Here is a 16062-nt window from a genome sequence, read left to right as displayed (position 1 = left end):
TAATAAAAAAACGAGAAACATGTATGTCACAGGGTTTCTCGTTTTTTATGTTTGGTTTGAAAATCTTTTACTTATGAAGGGGCTGATGCCCTTTTAGTGGTGAGCGATTTAATTTTTGATGTAGTTTCTTCTGTATTACTTTGTAAATCATTAAATCGTATGAAGGTGTATCAAATACAATAGGTAATATTTCTTCAGGACGAATACGATTTGTGTGATCTGGATTGTTGTATAGAAATTTGCATGTGAAGGTAAGATCTGCTTCCGGTTGTGGATTTTGTTGTATCTGAATAGCACTCCAAAGATTTTTATTTTCTTGATAATAAAGAAAACAAAAATCTTGCTCAATATGTGTTTTCCATTGTTTTTCTATCTCGACTCCACGTTTAATCTTTTTGAAATTATTTAATGCAGAAGCATGTTTTTTTTCTAAGGCTGTTATAGAAGAGCTTATACTAGATATAGTATCTTCTAAGTTCGTAATATTAGCTTCGATATTTTGTTTTTGTTTGGTAAAGGAATCTAGTTGTATTGTTAAGTTGTTTTGTTTAGATTTTAATTCTTGTATTTCTTTTGATTCAGATCCAGCATAAATAAATCGAGTCCATTTACGGAATTTATTGCTGAATTGTTTTTCTGTTTCTTTGATTTTGGATTTTGTAATGCGAAGTTGCTTTTTTATATTTGCTGTGTCAATTAATAATGTGTTATGAAGGACGGACATACTGTTTTTCTCTTGGGTTTTCATTTCTTTTTCCTGAAAAAGCAGTTGTTGTTTTTGTTGGGTTTCTTGAACTGTTTGTTTTATTTTCTTGAAATCCGATTGAGCTTGTCTGTGAAAAGTAAACATTCCAGGGTGATATGAATGAAGTTTACTATGATGAAATTCCATTGTACGTGTAAGTAGTTTCTGAATTCGATCAATATTAATACTGGGTGTTCTAAAAGGACAAGGTTCACTTTTTTGTAAATCTAAAAATACAATTTGATGATGTAAAGAAAATAACTCTATTTGTGAAAAGCCCTGATTATGTTTTAAACGCCCGTAACATCCGATTTTTCTATTTTCTAGGCATTGTAAATCTGTTTCATTATAAATATGATAAGGTGATACTGACAAGCGAAATGGACGATCGGATTTATTTGAGCCTTGTTTAAATACAATGTTGATATAACCACCGTTATTACGAGCCTCAACTCTTTGTATTGTTCCATATACAATTGCGATTTTGTTTGGGTATTGTTTAGATGAGTCAATTGCTTCATCGGGAGATAGCAATAAATTTTCGATTTTTTTAGTTTCATTATCTTCGGTTATAACAGGTAATTCTCTCCAACTTTCCCCGTAGCGATTGTAAATGTCTTGCAGAGCACCGAATGTTTGTAGGTGTGAAGCTTTAGGTTTAATTGTTTTTCCTAAACCTTTTGTGGAAGATCTAATTTCAGTTTTTAATATTTGATTCATCCGATTTAATATGATGAGGCGGGCAGTTTGTTTTTCAGCAATTTCGATATGGTCGAAAGAATCAGATAGTTCTTTGTAATAATCTGATGGATCATTAAAATAGCAGCCTTTGAGATGATCATGATTTTTCTCTTGTGATTTGCGACGGAGTTTGAAGTGGGTTTTATTTCCGTTTTCATATATATAATGTGTTAATTTAGGTAGGGCATAATCAAAGGGTTCAGTATGATTTTCTTTTATCCATTTTTTATAGCAACCATAGCAATAAAAGCTATCTTTAATTAATTCATAATAAGGATGAGTGTCTCCATGTTTTAATCTTAATTTTTTAATATCTTCAGCGGTATCTTTTATCCAGTTAGAATCATTTTTTCGTACTGCATAGGGCATAGAACTTATAGAAGTCATATTTCAACATCCTTTTTAATAAATTTTCTTTTTTATTAACATAAGTTTTTTAATTTAGAAGAGTTAGTACATATTTTGTTTTGATTTGTAAAATTCTAATTTTTCTTTCGTTAAATTTATTATACTAGAATTATTGTGTTTCAGAAAAGAGAAATATTCACATGTATCTGCTGTTGTAGCAAAATTAGGGTTGAAAAATTGAAACGGCAAATAGGTATTGTATAGATGAATTCATTAATATTTAGTAATTAATAGATTGAATTAAAACGCTAAATTATTATAAAATGATAATATATTTCATGAGAGGAAGATAATTTGTGGACATTATTGACATTGACATATTAAAACCTATCTTTGATCAACTAGCTATGCGAGTAGCGATGATTTTATTCATTCCGCTACTGATTACATTATTAGGTGTTGCGATTTTAAATAGATGTAATGCACCTAAGGTTGTTATTTTATATGGTATGGTATCTGTATTTTTGTTTTCTGTGTATAAAATGTTTGGATTATTCTATATGTAAGTAGAGGACAATTTGTCTATGGAGTAAAATATAGGTATAAACTGTTTCCAGCTTTTAATGATAATTATGAATTTCAAATTTGCTGTCTTTTGATGAAAATAGTTAAGAGATTTAAGAAGTTGTACAACAATTAGTTTAAACTGGTCGATTTGTAACAACATTCCAATATCGTTTAGATCCGTTATTTACAGTACGTTATGTTCATACGACGCCGGTGTTAAATAACTTAATTAATCAGTAAATAAAAAGAAGATGGCTGTTAACAGCCATCCTTTTTTATTTTAAAGCAATAATTCGAAAAAAGTACATTGAAAGAACATAGCATATATTTAATGTTTATTCTTTGTGTTTGGGATTTTTGATTATTAACTGATTATAAAGGGTTACATATCGACCGTTTTCAATAACAGTATGTTCCGGGGCACCATAAAAAATATTATTAACGCCATATTTATCTTGGAGTTTTGAAATAATACTTTTAATGGTTTGTGTCATATCGTTTTGGGTATATAAAATCCCTTCTTCTAGTAACATATCTTCTATTGTGTCAATGTAATCATCCCCGATAAAGTTAACATCACTTTCAAGTTGAACATGTACCCATTCGAGGTAGTCATTAGCTACTTTTAGTAATTCTTCTTTCATATTGATTCATCTCCTTAATTAGAAAAAAGAGAACCTCTTTTTATAAAGGTTCTCCTATTTTCGAGAATTTATTCATATTTATAAAAATAATTCATAATAATGAATAATAGGTAGACAAGTTGTTCATAATGAGAGTAGGGTGTTTATTTGGGTTGATAAAGTTCCAAACCTTTTTCAACATGAGCAATAAAGTAATCCGCTAACTCTGGATTTTCATCATGAGTTTTTTGTAATACTTGGCATAATCGTTGTAAACGAAAATCAAGTTCATGGTTTGGAGAATCTGTTTCCTGGGTGAGAGCAGGGAACAGGTTCAGTTCTTCTTGTATTTGTTCTAGAAATGTAAGTGAAACAGTATCGGTTTTCATTGTTTCTAAATTACTGAGGTAGCCTGGTGAAACATGTAATGTTGCTGCAAGGTCATTTAGTGTAATCCCTTTGTGTTTTCGTAATGTTCGGATGGTTTGCCCGAGATGTTGTAACAAGTAAATACCTCCCTTAATTAGTTCTTAAACAAATATTTTATCTTTAAAAATATATGCAGTTGGGGAAGAAAACAGACTTTTTATAAATGACTTTTATGAAAATGAAATAGTGGAAGGAGTGGAGTTTTTGAAAGATACAGAAGCAATCGGGTACATTGTAATGGGAGTAAGTAGGATGGGATATGGATTAGATGTTATATTTCAGGCAATGGATGTAGCTCAATTGGTGTTAAATCAAACATTAAAAGAAGAATTGTGGAATGAGGATGTCTTAGAGGTAGTTGGAAATTTAGTACATGAAATAGAAATAAATGAAGACGAGTTAAAATCTGAAATGTACTGGAGTTTTGATATTCACACAGAAAACGAAGCGGGTATCATTTATAAAAAAATTATGGATTTAAGAAAGAACGAATCAAAATTAACGAGATAACAATAGTGTGATTATGTAAATAGGATTTAGCTTGAGGGAGAGCTAAATCCTATTTTTTTATTTTTAATATTACTTTTGTGTAGTTATATCTGTTATATGACATTCATAAAATTATTAGAGATATGAGGTGAGGTGGAATATGACAAGGTGGATTAATGTTCAAGAAGCGATGAAGATTTTAGAAGAAAACTATATAAAGGTAAGTTATAAAACATTTACGGATTGGCTTCGGAAGTTAGAAATTGCAGCAGTTCCATCAGAGAATCGGAAGGAGGGATGGAGTATTCGCGAGGAAGATTTATTTGAGTTTATCGATAAGAAACGTCCAGGGTTACGTCAAATTTTGCAGGAATATCAGCATCTTATTCAAGATATAAATGATGTAAAACAACAAGTACAAGTTTTATTTCATAAAAAAAATGAAGGAGAAGTTGAGTATTTGGAAGGAAGGGCGAGTATAACGAATGGGGACATTCATTTTTTATATGATGTGGTAAATATTATGTGTGAAGAGATATCAGCATTGCAAAAGCAGAATCAATGGATGAAAGATGTGTATGAACAAGTGGTAGAAGAATATGATTTATTGCAACAAAAAGTGAGTACGTTGGACGCAGTGATTGAAAACAGACAACCACTGAGCAACATAGATGAAAATAGGATTCAGGGTTTGGATGAAAAAGCATTTCAAGGGCTATTAAGAGCTCAATTTAAAAGACTCTTTCCTGATCGTACATATTCATTAAAAGGAGAGAAGGGATTGCAAATATATCAAGATTTTTGCAATCTTGTATTTCCAAAAGAAGATAAACATCTGGGGATAATAAAGAAAGGAGACGAGTATATTTATCAACGAACAGATGAAAAATCTACACAGGTAAATCGTCTTTATAATAAAGTAATAAAAGAGTTATTAGAAGATATGGAAAAAAGAGCCGTTTTGGGAAAATAGGCTCTCTTTTTCAGGGTACTTTATTCATTTTTGTAAATTAATTTTATAAAAATGAATAACTAGTTCTTAATTGGTAATAATAACCACTAAGCAACTATTCCTTTTGGTATAATATCAATCCTTGTTCAATATGAGAAATAAAATAATTTGCTAACTCGGGATTGGTATCATGTAGCGTTTTCAGTAGTTCGCATACCCGATCTAGTCGGAAATGTAATTCATGATGAGGAGAAGTTGTGTGATTCAGGGAAGGAAATAAATCAAATTCCTCATTCAATTTTGCGAGTAACGTTAAAGAAATGGTATCTGTTTTTTGTGTTTCAAGGTTACTTAAATATCCCGGAGAGACTTCAATTTGCTCAGCGAAATTTTGAAGAGAAATTCCCTTTTGCTTTCTTAAATTACGAATGGTTTGTCCTAATTGCGTAATCAATTGTAATTCCTCCTATGCAATTTGTTTTGAAAGGTGATGATTTTAATGGCTGTACAAAAGAAGCTTCAACTCAGATCGATTTCGTATATTCATGATCCTGAAGCTGCACAAAAATGGTTTCAACTATATGTGGAACTTTTAGTAGAAGTAATGAAACAAAATGATTCTATGGACAAGGATGACGTGCATACATTGTAAGCACAACATGATGGAAGGGCTGGTTGTATTGAAGAAAACAGTCGCATATTACCGTAGTTCATCTAAAAAACAAGAACACTCCGTTCGAATGCAGAAATATTATGCAAAGGCGTATTGCAGAGATCATTATATGAAGCTGGACTATGAATATGAAGATCCATATGTATCGGCTAGAATTATACATATGAATCAGCGACCGGGTTTACGAAAGTTGTTGGAAGCAATTCGAAATGATGAAATTGAACATTTAATTTTGTATAAGAGAGACCGGTTAGCAAGAAATGTAATCGAGTATATGGAAATTTATGAACTTCTTCAGGAGAAACAGATAAAAGTTCATTTTACGACTGTTGGAGAACCGGTAATGGAATACACGCCGATGAATCGCTATCTAGAAGTGATTATGGCTGGCTTCGCACAACATGAAGGTGAACAAATTAATAAACGGTTTGATGCTATGCGTCAGAGTAAATTTGATGCAGGAAAAGCAGTGAGTCGGCTGCCATATGGTTTCCAAAATAATAAAAAGAAAAAAGAAATTGAAATCGTAAAAGATGAAATGGATATAGTTATGTTTATTTTTAATGAATTTTTGAACGATACATGCACATCTTTGCAACAAATAAAAGATCGTTTAGATGGAAAAGGTTTTAAGAAACGAAAAGGACTTCCTTGGGAACTACAAGATATTAGACGTACATTAGAAAATTCCTTTTATATGGGTGTATATAGTATTCGATTGAAGGGAGTTCAACAAGAACATCAGCTAGAAGGCACAATGCCGATTGAACCGCACCAATGGGAAGCTGCGCAAGAAAAACTAAATCAAATAGTAAATAAGCGTGGTTCTACGAAAATGAAAAAGGAAATTGCTAAAGAAGATATTCTGTATCGTATAGAAGGACTCCTGCAATGTTCTTATTGTAAAAAACAATTAGAGGGAGTGGTTAAACGGAGAGGAAATACATTTTTAATAGGATATCGATGCAAAGAACATCGTTTGTATATTGATAAGGAATATATCGAACAAAAAACATTTGAAAAAATGAAATGTTTTTTTCTTAATTTACGAGAGAAAGAATTTGATGGCTTGTTTCAGCGTTACTATAGACAAAATGTAAAAGAAATAGAACGAATGATACAAGGGCATAGTCAGCGTTTAGATCAAAAGAAAAAGACAGTGCACACAAAAGTACAAAGATGGTTAACGGAAAAGAAAAATGAAAAGTTACACAAAGAATTACTTGGTTCTTATCAACATTTTCAGGAACACAAACAAATAAAAGAAGAATTGGAATTAAAACTAAATGTATTAAAAAAGGTGCCTGGTGTAGTAAAGGATTTGGAGTCTAATGTCCATAAACAACTGATGTTAGATTCCTTACCAGATTATAAGGTTATGGAGTTATTTCAAGATTTGATTTTTACTGTAATTGTAGATAGACACGGTTATGAAATTATTTTTAAACATCCATTTTTACATTATCAAGAGGTGCATACATGTGAAGACAATTCGTGATGTTTTAGAAAAAGGAAAAAAAGGAGCTTTTTATGCGAGGGTTTCATCTGATCGTCAAACAATCGATGCACAAAGACATCATGTATATGAATTTATAAAAAACTATGATTGTGAAATTGTGAAAGAATATGTAGACCCTGGAGAATCGGCATTTAAAAAGAAGTTAATCAAGCGTCCCCAAATCATGGCGTTATTACGAGACGTAGAACAGGGGAAATATGATTTTGTGATTACGTATGCAGATGACCGCCTTGCGCGATCAGAGATTGAACATGTACAAATACGAGTAATAATGAAAGAAGCGAAAACAGATGTCATATTGACGAGTACGGGAGAATTGTATACAGAGCGTGATATTATTACACAATTAATTCGAGAGGGTGGAACTCGTTATGAAGTAGAGCGAATCAGTGCACGTACGAAAGATGCGTATGGACAAAGAACAGACTATGGTCAATGGATGGGAGGACCTGTACCATTTGGATATGTACAGGATGAAAATACCAAGAATTTCTTTATTCTAGAAGATGAAAAAGAAATTGTGTTAAAGATATATCAGTTATATCAAAATGGCGAAGGGTTTGCGGATATCGCCAAAATATTAAATGAGCAAAAGGCGAAAACAAATACAATCCATTGGAAAAAGGAACGAGTAAAGCACATTTTGACCAATCCAATTTATGCAGGGTATGTTACATTCGGAAGACTAAAACCTGGATCTGGGAATAGTATTGAAGACTTATCCAAATGGAAAATGGCAAAATGTGAAGAGATTCCACCTATTATGACCAAGGAAGAATGGTTAGCTACTTTTCAAATGTTTGAGAAAAAAAGAAACAAGGAATTACCTCCCAAACAATTAAAAACAGAGTATGTTCTACGGGACTTAATTTATTGTAAAAGTTGTGATGCTCCCTTGCTTCCAAAGAATCAAGAAACTAGAGGGAAAAATGGCAAGAAGTATGGAATCAAGAAATATATGTGTTCGAATAAATTATGTAAAGTTTGGTTCTCAACAGATGAGCTACATGCACTGGTTTTTGATAGTGTTATAAAAGAGGTTACGGATAAAGTCATTTCTAAATCTCAAACAGAACTGATGTATGAAATGGAACAAATTTTAGAAAAAGACATAAAACAAATAAAAAAAGAAATCCAGCGTTTGAAAAAACAGGTGGATAATTGTCTAGTTTGGATTAAGGATGCGGAACGTGAAATAGACGAATTATATAATCAAAAGAAGAAATTGGTGGAAGTTGATCCGAAAATAGATCCTTTGTTGGATGTAATGTTGGATTATCGTTTGCATTTGTTGCACGAAATCAGGGGGACAGAGGAGTTAATCGCAAAAAAAGAAGCAGAAATGAAGCATATTGAAGACGTCGATTCTAACCAAGGTATGTTACAAAAAAATGTGTTACAAGCATTTCGAATAGAATTTACAAATTTACAAAAAGATATGAAACGAGTTCGTCAACTTTTGGTGTATTTAATTGATAAAATTATAATAGATCAAAATGGGAAAACAGAATATATTTTAAAAATAAATTTAGAGCAATAAAAAGTAACTCGGAAATTTGAGTTTCTTTTTATTGCTTTTTAATATCACAAATATGGACGTGCTATATGTTGTCATTTAGAAATATGCTAGTTTCAAAGAAAATATTTTTCTCGGCAAAAAGGTGAAGGAGTTATGCCAAGAAAAACGTTTACTCGGTATTAAGTTAGTAATGGTATACCATTACTAACTTAATACCGAGTAGTTTTTTGAAAAAGTGGGACGAGACCTTATGAGATGTAAGGTTTGTCTTTTTGGTTTTAAATAAAGAAGATTCTGATTTTTGATTCTCGGTAGAAAGATGAATTATATTTTTGGGTTACGGTTTTGGGGTGAATTAATCCGGTGTATATTTGAGGTTTAGTAGTGACTCTTGAAATAAGTAAGAAGAATATGTTATGTAACATTTATAATAAGAGCTTATTTTTTTCAAAACACTATTATGATATAGATTATATTAACATGTTAATAATACCTTCCTTATATAAGGAAGGTGTTATTATTAATGAACTTTTACTTGTGAAAATATTTTGGCTTGCGTTTGATGATGTGTAATCCATTCTTTGTATGTCATTCCTACTTCTTTAGCAAAGTTTTTTGCGTATTTTAGTGGGGTTTGAGGATACTCTTTAAATCCATGATATGTAAATGTTTCTTCCTTGTATCCTTGCTCTCCTAAAACAAAAGGAGGCTTAAGGGAGAAATCTAAATATTTCTCCAGTTGTATAGTAGAGGTATCGATGACAGAATTTTGATATAAAACAAATGCATGTAATGTGTGCATCAAGTCTGAACCTTCGCCTGTTGAAGGTAACTTATAATTTTTAGAAGGTTTAGTCCGTGCAAAACCTTGTACGTACTTTAAATGTTTATTATCAAGTGCGAATTCTTCACGTAAGAGACAGTATAATAATGCACTTGCATAAATACATAACCCTAATTTACGGTTATAATGATTTAGTTGTTCTAAAATCAAGTTATCTACTACATCGAATGGCACTTTTTTATTTTCTGGAGTCATTTGAAAAACAGATGCGAGTACAGCGTGATGAACATATCTAATATTTTTAAGTAATGCAGCTTGTTGCATTGAACTTAAATTTATAAATGGCTTCGGAGGAAAAAATTCGATTGTTGATGCATCATATTTAAAACCAGTTAACCACCTTTTTTGCCATTGGGATACTAAAACGTTGGTACTTTGTTTTACGCTGTTAAAAGAATGATATCTTTCTGCGTCGGTCATCATTAGTAACACTCCTTACTGTAAATTCGATTTACCATTTAATAATCTATATATTAGTTATAATAAATGTAACGGCAAGAAAAATAAACAGCTATCTCCTACGATAGCTGTTTATTTTTAGTTTGGTTACTTTTCTTTTCTAACACCTTTGAAAGGTGTTGTACTACTTGTTTTTTGGTCAAGGAATCGTCCGGTTGCGCTGTCACGCTTAATCCAATTTCCGTTTGGACCTTGTAATTGGCTACGCCCTTTTACTGCGCCAATACGTCCTTTTCCAGGTTCTCCATTTTTCGCCATGAAAATTCTCCTTTCTTCTGTGCTTCATGATGTATATCTTGTTGTATGATTATTATTTTATATGAAAGTATTAGATTTTTATATCATTTTTAGTGTCAACTTATTCAACTACAACATTCTCATAAATTCTTCTTCGCTAATAATTTCAAGCTCCTTCCCCTGTGCAATCAATTTTTCTGCTTTCTCTAATTTAGAAGATTTATTTCCTTTTATCATCACGTTGTCGAAATCTCCGATGATAATATAGTTAGTGTTTTTGTTAATACCGTTTTGTGGAATGCCACCTTTATTAGCAATTAACTGTGCGGCTTCTATACGAGTATACGCATTTAATTTGCCTGTAAATACGATATGTTTTTGATAAAAAGGATGATCTTCAGATACTTCTGTTGCTACGTTAATATCTTTTAAATTTAAAGAGGAGTAGGATTGAGATTGAACTAATGAAGATCTATAGGTGTTACCAGAGATTTCGCCAGTTCTAATGTGTGTTTTGGAATAAATTTCTTCTATATTTGGTAGATCATATTTATGAGATAGTTGTAACATGAGTTGAGCACAAGCCCTTGCATCTTCCAAAGCATTATGATGGTTATTTAATTCAATGCTAAAATGTTTGCAAAGGTATTTTAAGGTATAGCTCTTTTCTCCGGTTATTAATTTTTTTGATAGTTGGTATGTACAAAGTAAGTTGTTATAAACAGATGGAAGTTCATACCGTCTTAAACTATCCCGGAGTGCGTATCCATCAAAAGGAAGATAATGAGCGACTAATAATTTGTTTTCAAATCTTTTTTTATACGCTTCATAAAATTCTGGAAATGTGAGGGCGTCTTTTACATCACTTGGTGTAATTCCGTGAATAGCGATATTATAATAGTCAAAATCTTCTTCTGGATTAATTAATTCATAGAGGGTATCAATGATTTCTCCATTTTCGACAAAGACCATACCAACAGCACAAATGCTATGACGATGATGGTTAGCAGTCTCAAAATCAAAAGCTACGAAATTATGCATTTTGCACCGCCTTCTCGATAATAACGCGTGTAATAAGGGTATATGTTGTAACCGCGTTCTTCGGGATCTGCCACATGTTTATGAATCTCGTCTAATATCTTTTGAGTCAGTTCTTCACGAGTGGGCGCAAAACAACTACGTCCATGCCCGACGAATCGCCATATATAAGATTTTCGTTTGTTTGTATTTCCTTCCGAATCTATATAGGATTCAAATCCGAAGAGTACATAGCCTATTCTATTTTCTAAATGCCATAATTCGTAAATAGGAATGTTTTTTAAGTTTTTATATGCAGAGATTTCTTTTGTGAAAGATTGATAAGAACGTACTCCGTGGTCAGATAAAAACAGTAATGCATCATTTTTATGTACAAAAGATTCTTTGATACCTGTATCAGTCTCCGCAACATATCGTTCATCAATAGGCAGATCGGGATGCGGATTGGTGAAATAAAATAGTTTGCCGTGTTTCAATGCAAACACTCCCTTTCTAATTGAATATTTTTAATTTTATATTATTAGTATATAACATATATGGAAAGAGGAGTTAATTGAATAGTCATTTTTATACATAATTTCTATGTGAAGACAATTTGATCAGCGTATAAATTAATTCTTTTGTAGGTTACTACATCTTTTTATTTTTGAGTGTTATGGTCTTAACTTTGTATAAGAAACTCTATTATTATAAAATATGAAATATAAAATAAAGAAACAAATAATAAGAACGAATCATGTCAAAAAGGAAAAGGTGTACAAGGATGAAGAAATTCGACTTAAACATTGAAAAAGTTTTGGAACATTGGACTGTAGCACATGCATTAAGGGAAATCATCGCGAATGCATTGGATGAATCGAATTTAAGTGAAACAAAAGAACCTATTATATGGAAAGATGATGATGGAAAATGGCATATTAAAGATTATGGAAGAGGGCTAAAACATAATCATTTAACACAAAACGAAAATAAAGAAAAAATGAGCCGTGTTGAAAAAGTAATTGGAAAATTTGGAGTCGGATTGAAAGACGCTTTGGCAACCTTTGATAGAAGAAACATACATGTATTGATAAAATCTAAGTATAATGACATTACAATTAAAAAGTTATCAAAAGAAGGATTTGCGGATATTACGACATTGCATGCAATCGTTCAAGAACCTTCGAATTGCAATATGGTTGGGACCGAATTTATTTTAGGAGGGCTGCAAGATTCAGATATTGAAAAAGCGAAAGATTTTTTCTTGTTATATTCAGGAGAACAAGTGATTGAAGAAACAAAATATGGCGCTTTACTCGAAAAAGTGGATAATAAGGAATCTCGCATTTATGTGAATGGACTCTGCGTAGCTGAGGAAGAAAATTTGCTGTTTTCCTACAATATTACTTCACCAACTAAAAAACTTTTAAAATCGTTAAACAGAGAAAGAACAAATGTAGGAAGAAGTGCGTATTCGGATCGAATGAAATCCATCTTACTGGCATGTACTGGATCTGTATTTGCGGAAAAATTGGTAAGCGATCTTGAAAAAATTCAAAAAGGTAACTCTCATGATGAGCTGCAATGGATAGATGTGCAACTGCACGCATGTAAGATTTTAAACTCGAAAGAAAAAATATTGTTTTTAACCTCGGATGACTTAATCGGGGGCAGTAAATATATCAATTATGCGAAAGATGAAGGGCATAGAATTGTTACCATACCAGAAACGCTTGCACTCAAATTATCCAAAGCAAAAGATATTTCTGGAAATGAAATCGTGAATTTGGATTACTATTCAGTGCATTGGAATGATAGTTTTGAATTTAAATTTGTAGATGAAAAAGACTTAAGTAAAAAAGAAAAGGAAATTTATGAGTTAAAACATGTGATTCAAGGATGGTTTCCGAAAAATATAAAACCTGTAAAGGAAATCAAGATTTCTGAAACCATGAGACCTGATAGCTTTACTGGATCAGATGCGTTAGGATTATGGGATAAATCGGACCGTACCATTATCATAAAAAGAAGCCAATTGAAAAGTGTTGAAGCATATACTGGAACGTTAATTCATGAATTTGTTCATGCTTATACAGATACAGATGATGAAACGATAGAATTTGAAAGCGGATTAACAGATATGTTAGGTAAAATAGCGACAATGGTCATAACGAGTAAAGAAAAAGATATATGGTTCAAACGAGTGTTCAAGTTTTAGTAAGTAGGTCCCTTGCTACTTTCTAACGTTGAAGTGGTGAGCTTCTCGCGATAATGATAAAAAGAGGTTGTCCCAAAAGGTCGTTAAAAATGAACTTTTGGAGACAATTCCTTATGTTATACCTTTATATGGATAAAACCCCAATCATAAGTAGAAAACCAATAGGTTTTCTACTTATGATTGGGGTTTTTTGCTTTTGATTGAGCTCGGTAAAAAATGTTCTTTACTGTTTTTTGAACCGATTTATTTTTCCGAAAGAGTTTTGATTTTCTTTTTGTTCCCCAAAAATTTATCGAATAATTCCATAGGTGATATATTTTTGTTTTTCTTAATATTAAAATATATAATTTGACGCTATCCCGTCTTTTGTTCTCAATTCCTAAACGCGTGATTTAAGGTTCTTCTATGTAGTAAATAAGGGCACTTGTGGTACAAAAAAAATCTCGCAATGTTTTTTTATTTTTTATAAATTCATTTCCGTGAAATGTTTTTACTGAAATGAATTTTATACCTTGTTAAAGACATACTAATATTAAAACAAGCTGTTTTAATATTAGTAATGAAAAAACAGCAGAATGTCATATCTTTTATAAAAGGATAAAAATTTTTCATATGAAATTCGGTAGTCTAGTGGTTCGGAGATGGGAAGGTGAAAGCAGTGGAGTCTTACGCAGTATATGTTCGTGTGTCAACTGACCGAGATGAACAAGTTTCATCTGTCGAAAACCAAATAGATATCTGCCGGAACTGGTTAGAACGAAATGGATTCAATTGGGATGAGAAACGTGTTTTTAAAGATGAAGGGGTAAGTGGAACTTTATTTGTAGACAGACCATCTATTCAATTACTGTTAAAAAAGGCAAAAGCAAAAGAAATTAATATGGTTGTTTTTAAATCTATTTCCCGTTTAGCGAGGGATTTGAAGGATTCGTTAGAAATTCGCGAAGTATTTTTAGCTCATCATGTTCGAATTATTTCTGTTGAAGAAGGCTACGATTCTATAAAGGCTGGCAAAAACGATATGGCATTTGAACTTTGGTCTTTGTTTTCGGCTCAATACAGTAGAACGCTTTCTTCTAGTATTACGGCAGCATTGGCGGTAAAAGTTCGTCGCGGGGAGCATATCGGGAAAATTCCATATGGGTATAATCGTGAAGAGCAAAAATTGGTGATTAATGAGGAGGAAGCGCAAGTTGTCAAAATGATGTATAAATGGTATTGCGAAGGTTTGGGATATAAAAAGATAACAAATGAATTAAATCGATTGGGTATAAAGTCGAAAACTAAAAAGAACTGGCAAATGACATCGGTTCAAAGAATCCTTCAAAGTGCAATTTATAAAGGAACTTTTATTTTAAACCAATATACTTCAGTAAAAGTTGGCGGTAAGAAAAAACAAATCCGGAACCCAAAAGAAAAATGGTTTGTTTTTCCTAACCATCACCCGAAGATTGTGGAAGAAGAGATATGGAATCAAGCGAATCGAAAAAAAAATAAAACAAATAAAACGAAAATCACAGCTTGGAATGAATTTCGCAATCTAGCAAAATGCGCGGTTTGTGGTTCTAATATGGTAATTGTACAGTCTCATTTGAAAAAGAAAAGTGGGGAGCGAACAGAATGGAAATATTTAAAGTGTTCTCAATATCGTCGGGCAGGAAAACATGGTTGTGTAAATCATGTGCCAATTCAATATGGGCATTTTCGTCAGTTCATTATAAATTTATTAGTGGGAAAAGGAGAGTCTGTTTCTTTAAGACTTCAAAGTAATGTTGAAAAGGGGCAAGAGAAAAATATAAAGAAGTTGCAACAGCTTGTGAGTACAAATCAGCAAAAGAAAAAAGCACTGCTAGATTTGTACTTAGAAGAACTTATTAATAAAGGAGAGTTTGAACAAAAACGGAACGATCTTGAAGCGGAAATAACCAAAGCGAATCATGAGTTACTGGTAATACAAAATGGTAATCATGTTCAAATTGATATTCAAACGATAAAACAAGCTTTTGAGCAGTTACAAAAGCAAGAGCAAGATTTGATTCATGTATTTCAAGCGTTAATTCAAAAAATAAGTATTCATCAAGATGGAGCGATAGATATTACATACACTTTTGAAAGTCCATTATAAGAAGGGATATTATACATATTCCTTCTTAATTTTTGTATTAGAAAATAATACTGTACAAGTAGTTATATATTCATTTTCCTTGCATATTTTTTAATGATATGGAATAAAGGGGGATATGAAAAATGTATATTTTGAATGATATAAATCTTGAAGAAGATACACTTTTAGAATCTTATCCAGTTTGTATGAAGGATAAATATAATGGAGAGATTTCTTGTATGGGTATATTAGTGAAAAGGGAAATAGAAAATCATCAATCAAAATTGGAAGGTACACACTATTATCAATTTGTCTATTTTTATGGAAAAAGTCCTATTAATTTTTCTAAATCAGACTATAAGGAATTGCAAGAAAGGGTCCGCTTTGATATGGATCTCGAAATGGTTGCGGATTTTCGATATTCTTTTAGTGAATATAGTTCATCTCCAGGATTGAGTTCATCAATTAAAAATAAGAACTCTTTAACGGACATATTTGGGGATGATATTATGCAGGTTAGCTATGAATATCGCATTTAGGAGATGTTCCTCTTAGTATCTGTAAAAACTAAACAGCTC

Annotated in this window: 17 protein-coding genes; 9 read left to right on the top strand and 8 right to left on the bottom strand. The window is 31.9% G+C overall.

The features are described 5' to 3' along the window. Positions 1-67: 67 nt before the first annotated feature. A complete protein-coding gene (locus ACTFRN_RS09395; RefSeq protein ID WP_076868780.1) occupies positions 68-1873 on the bottom strand; it encodes a hypothetical protein in 1806 nt (601 codons plus the stop codon). Positions 1874-2190: 317 nt separating this feature from the next. On the opposite strand from ACTFRN_RS09395, the gene ACTFRN_RS09390 reads away from it, so the two are divergent. Then, the gene (locus ACTFRN_RS09390) at positions 2191-2400 is read left to right on the top strand and encodes a hypothetical protein (protein ID WP_000351252.1); all 210 of its coding nucleotides are present in this window, start codon (positions 2191-2193) and stop codon (positions 2398-2400) included. Between the two features lie 336 nt (positions 2401-2736). On the opposite strand, the gene ACTFRN_RS09385 is transcribed toward ACTFRN_RS09390, so the two are convergent. Both ACTFRN_RS09385 and ACTFRN_RS09380 read right to left on the bottom strand, forming a co-directional pair. Further along, complete coding sequence (locus tag ACTFRN_RS09385) at positions 2737-3045, bottom strand: hypothetical protein (RefSeq protein ID WP_076868779.1); 309 nt, start codon at positions 3043-3045, stop codon at positions 2737-2739. Between the two features lie 143 nt (positions 3046-3188). Continuing rightward, complete coding sequence (locus ACTFRN_RS09380; protein WP_076868778.1) at positions 3189-3530, bottom strand: helix-turn-helix domain-containing protein; 342 nt, start codon at positions 3528-3530, stop codon at positions 3189-3191. A 118-nt stretch (positions 3531-3648) separates the two neighbouring features. Here ACTFRN_RS09380 and ACTFRN_RS09375 point away from each other — a divergent pair, with 118 nt between their 5' ends. Both ACTFRN_RS09375 and ACTFRN_RS09370 read left to right on the top strand, forming a co-directional pair. Further along, the gene (locus ACTFRN_RS09375) at positions 3649-3963 is read left to right on the top strand and encodes a hypothetical protein (protein ID WP_254848097.1); all 315 of its coding nucleotides are present in this window, start codon (positions 3649-3651) and stop codon (positions 3961-3963) included. A 139-nt stretch (positions 3964-4102) separates the two neighbouring features. Further along, a complete protein-coding gene (locus tag ACTFRN_RS09370; protein WP_076868776.1) occupies positions 4103-4915 on the top strand; it encodes a DNA-binding protein in 813 nt (270 codons plus the stop codon). Positions 4916-5009: 94 nt separating this feature from the next. Here ACTFRN_RS09370 and ACTFRN_RS09365 read toward each other — a convergent pair whose 3' ends face one another. Further along, positions 5010-5348, bottom strand: coding sequence for a helix-turn-helix domain-containing protein (locus ACTFRN_RS09365; RefSeq protein ID WP_000632660.1), 339 nt, complete (start codon positions 5346-5348; stop codon positions 5010-5012). A 45-nt stretch (positions 5349-5393) separates the two neighbouring features. Between ACTFRN_RS09365 and ACTFRN_RS09360 the strand changes: the two genes are divergently transcribed. The 3 genes from ACTFRN_RS09360 to ACTFRN_RS09350 are packed head-to-tail and all read left to right on the top strand — an operon-like array spanning position 5394 to position 8626. Beyond that, positions 5394-5546, top strand: coding sequence for a hypothetical protein (locus ACTFRN_RS09360; protein WP_175879545.1), 153 nt, complete (start codon positions 5394-5396; stop codon positions 5544-5546). A 28-nt stretch (positions 5547-5574) separates the two neighbouring features. Beyond that, the gene (locus ACTFRN_RS09355; RefSeq protein WP_258959472.1) at positions 5575-7065 is read left to right on the top strand and encodes a recombinase family protein; all 1491 of its coding nucleotides are present in this window, start codon (positions 5575-5577) and stop codon (positions 7063-7065) included. Then, on the top strand, positions 7049-8626 hold the full coding sequence (locus tag ACTFRN_RS09350; RefSeq protein WP_072770216.1) for a recombinase family protein: 1578 nt from the start codon (positions 7049-7051) through the stop codon (positions 8624-8626). Before ACTFRN_RS09355 ends, ACTFRN_RS09350 begins: the two co-directional genes overlap by 17 nt. 499 nt (positions 8627-9125) lie before the next feature. Here ACTFRN_RS09350 and ACTFRN_RS09345 read toward each other — a convergent pair whose 3' ends face one another. The 4 genes from ACTFRN_RS09345 to ACTFRN_RS09330 form a co-directional block, all read right to left on the bottom strand. Continuing rightward, entirely contained in the window at positions 9126-9872 is a 747-nt protein-coding gene (locus tag ACTFRN_RS09345; RefSeq protein WP_000988042.1) for a hypothetical protein, read from the bottom strand. Positions 9873-9995: 123 nt separating this feature from the next. Next, positions 9996-10166: a hypothetical protein gene (locus ACTFRN_RS09340; RefSeq protein ID WP_001097071.1), complete on the bottom strand. Its 171-nt coding sequence runs from the start codon at positions 10164-10166 to the stop codon at positions 9996-9998. A 108-nt stretch (positions 10167-10274) separates the two neighbouring features. Continuing rightward, complete coding sequence (locus tag ACTFRN_RS09335) at positions 10275-11186, bottom strand: exonuclease domain-containing protein (protein WP_000551413.1); 912 nt, start codon at positions 11184-11186, stop codon at positions 10275-10277. Continuing rightward, positions 11171-11668, bottom strand: coding sequence for a hypothetical protein (locus ACTFRN_RS09330; protein WP_002008620.1), 498 nt, complete (start codon positions 11666-11668; stop codon positions 11171-11173). Before ACTFRN_RS09330 ends, ACTFRN_RS09335 begins: the two co-directional genes overlap by 16 nt. Positions 11669-11946: 278 nt before the next feature. Here ACTFRN_RS09330 and ACTFRN_RS09325 point away from each other — a divergent pair, with 278 nt between their 5' ends. From ACTFRN_RS09325 to ACTFRN_RS09315, 3 genes are all read left to right on the top strand, one after another. Beyond that, entirely contained in the window at positions 11947-13380 is a 1434-nt protein-coding gene (locus ACTFRN_RS09325; RefSeq protein WP_000712960.1) for an ATP-binding protein, read from the top strand. Between the two features lie 649 nt (positions 13381-14029). Beyond that, a complete protein-coding gene (locus tag ACTFRN_RS09320; protein ID WP_000648666.1) occupies positions 14030-15505 on the top strand; it encodes a recombinase family protein in 1476 nt (491 codons plus the stop codon). 122 nt (positions 15506-15627) lie between these two features. Beyond that, positions 15628-16023: a hypothetical protein gene (locus tag ACTFRN_RS09315; RefSeq protein ID WP_000275658.1), complete on the top strand. Its 396-nt coding sequence runs from the start codon at positions 15628-15630 to the stop codon at positions 16021-16023. Positions 16024-16062: the final 39 nt, after the last annotated feature.

It is taken from the genome of Bacillus cereus group sp. MYBK245-2 (assembly GCF_051916145.1).
GTDB classification, from domain to species: Bacteria; Bacillota; Bacilli; order Bacillales; family Bacillaceae_G; genus Bacillus_A; species Bacillus_A pacificus.
Note: the sequence above shows the minus strand (reverse complement) of the source record. Positions and strands in the feature narration are given on the sequence as shown.

Coding starts and splice junctions, on each gene's coding strand:
- ACTFRN_RS09335 (WP_000551413.1), bottom strand. CDS start 11,186: ATGCATAATTTCGTAGCTTTTGATTTTGAGACTGCTAACCATCATCGT.
- ACTFRN_RS09340 (WP_001097071.1), bottom strand. CDS start 10,166: ATGGCGAAAAATGGAGAACCTGGAAAAGGACGTATTGGCGCAGTAAAA.
- ACTFRN_RS09315 (WP_000275658.1), top strand. CDS start 15,628: ATGTATATTTTGAATGATATAAATCTTGAAGAAGATACACTTTTAGAA.
- ACTFRN_RS09325 (WP_000712960.1), top strand. CDS start 11,947: ATGAAGAAATTCGACTTAAACATTGAAAAAGTTTTGGAACATTGGACT.
- ACTFRN_RS09395 (WP_076868780.1), bottom strand. CDS start 1,873: ATGACTTCTATAAGTTCTATGCCCTATGCAGTACGAAAAAATGATTCT.
- ACTFRN_RS09385 (WP_076868779.1), bottom strand. CDS start 3,045: ATGAAAGAAGAATTACTAAAAGTAGCTAATGACTACCTCGAATGGGTA.
- ACTFRN_RS09370 (WP_076868776.1), top strand. CDS start 4,103: ATGACAAGGTGGATTAATGTTCAAGAAGCGATGAAGATTTTAGAAGAA.
- ACTFRN_RS09345 (WP_000988042.1), bottom strand. CDS start 9,872: ATGATGACCGACGCAGAAAGATATCATTCTTTTAACAGCGTAAAACAA.
- ACTFRN_RS09360 (WP_175879545.1), top strand. CDS start 5,394: ATGGCTGTACAAAAGAAGCTTCAACTCAGATCGATTTCGTATATTCAT.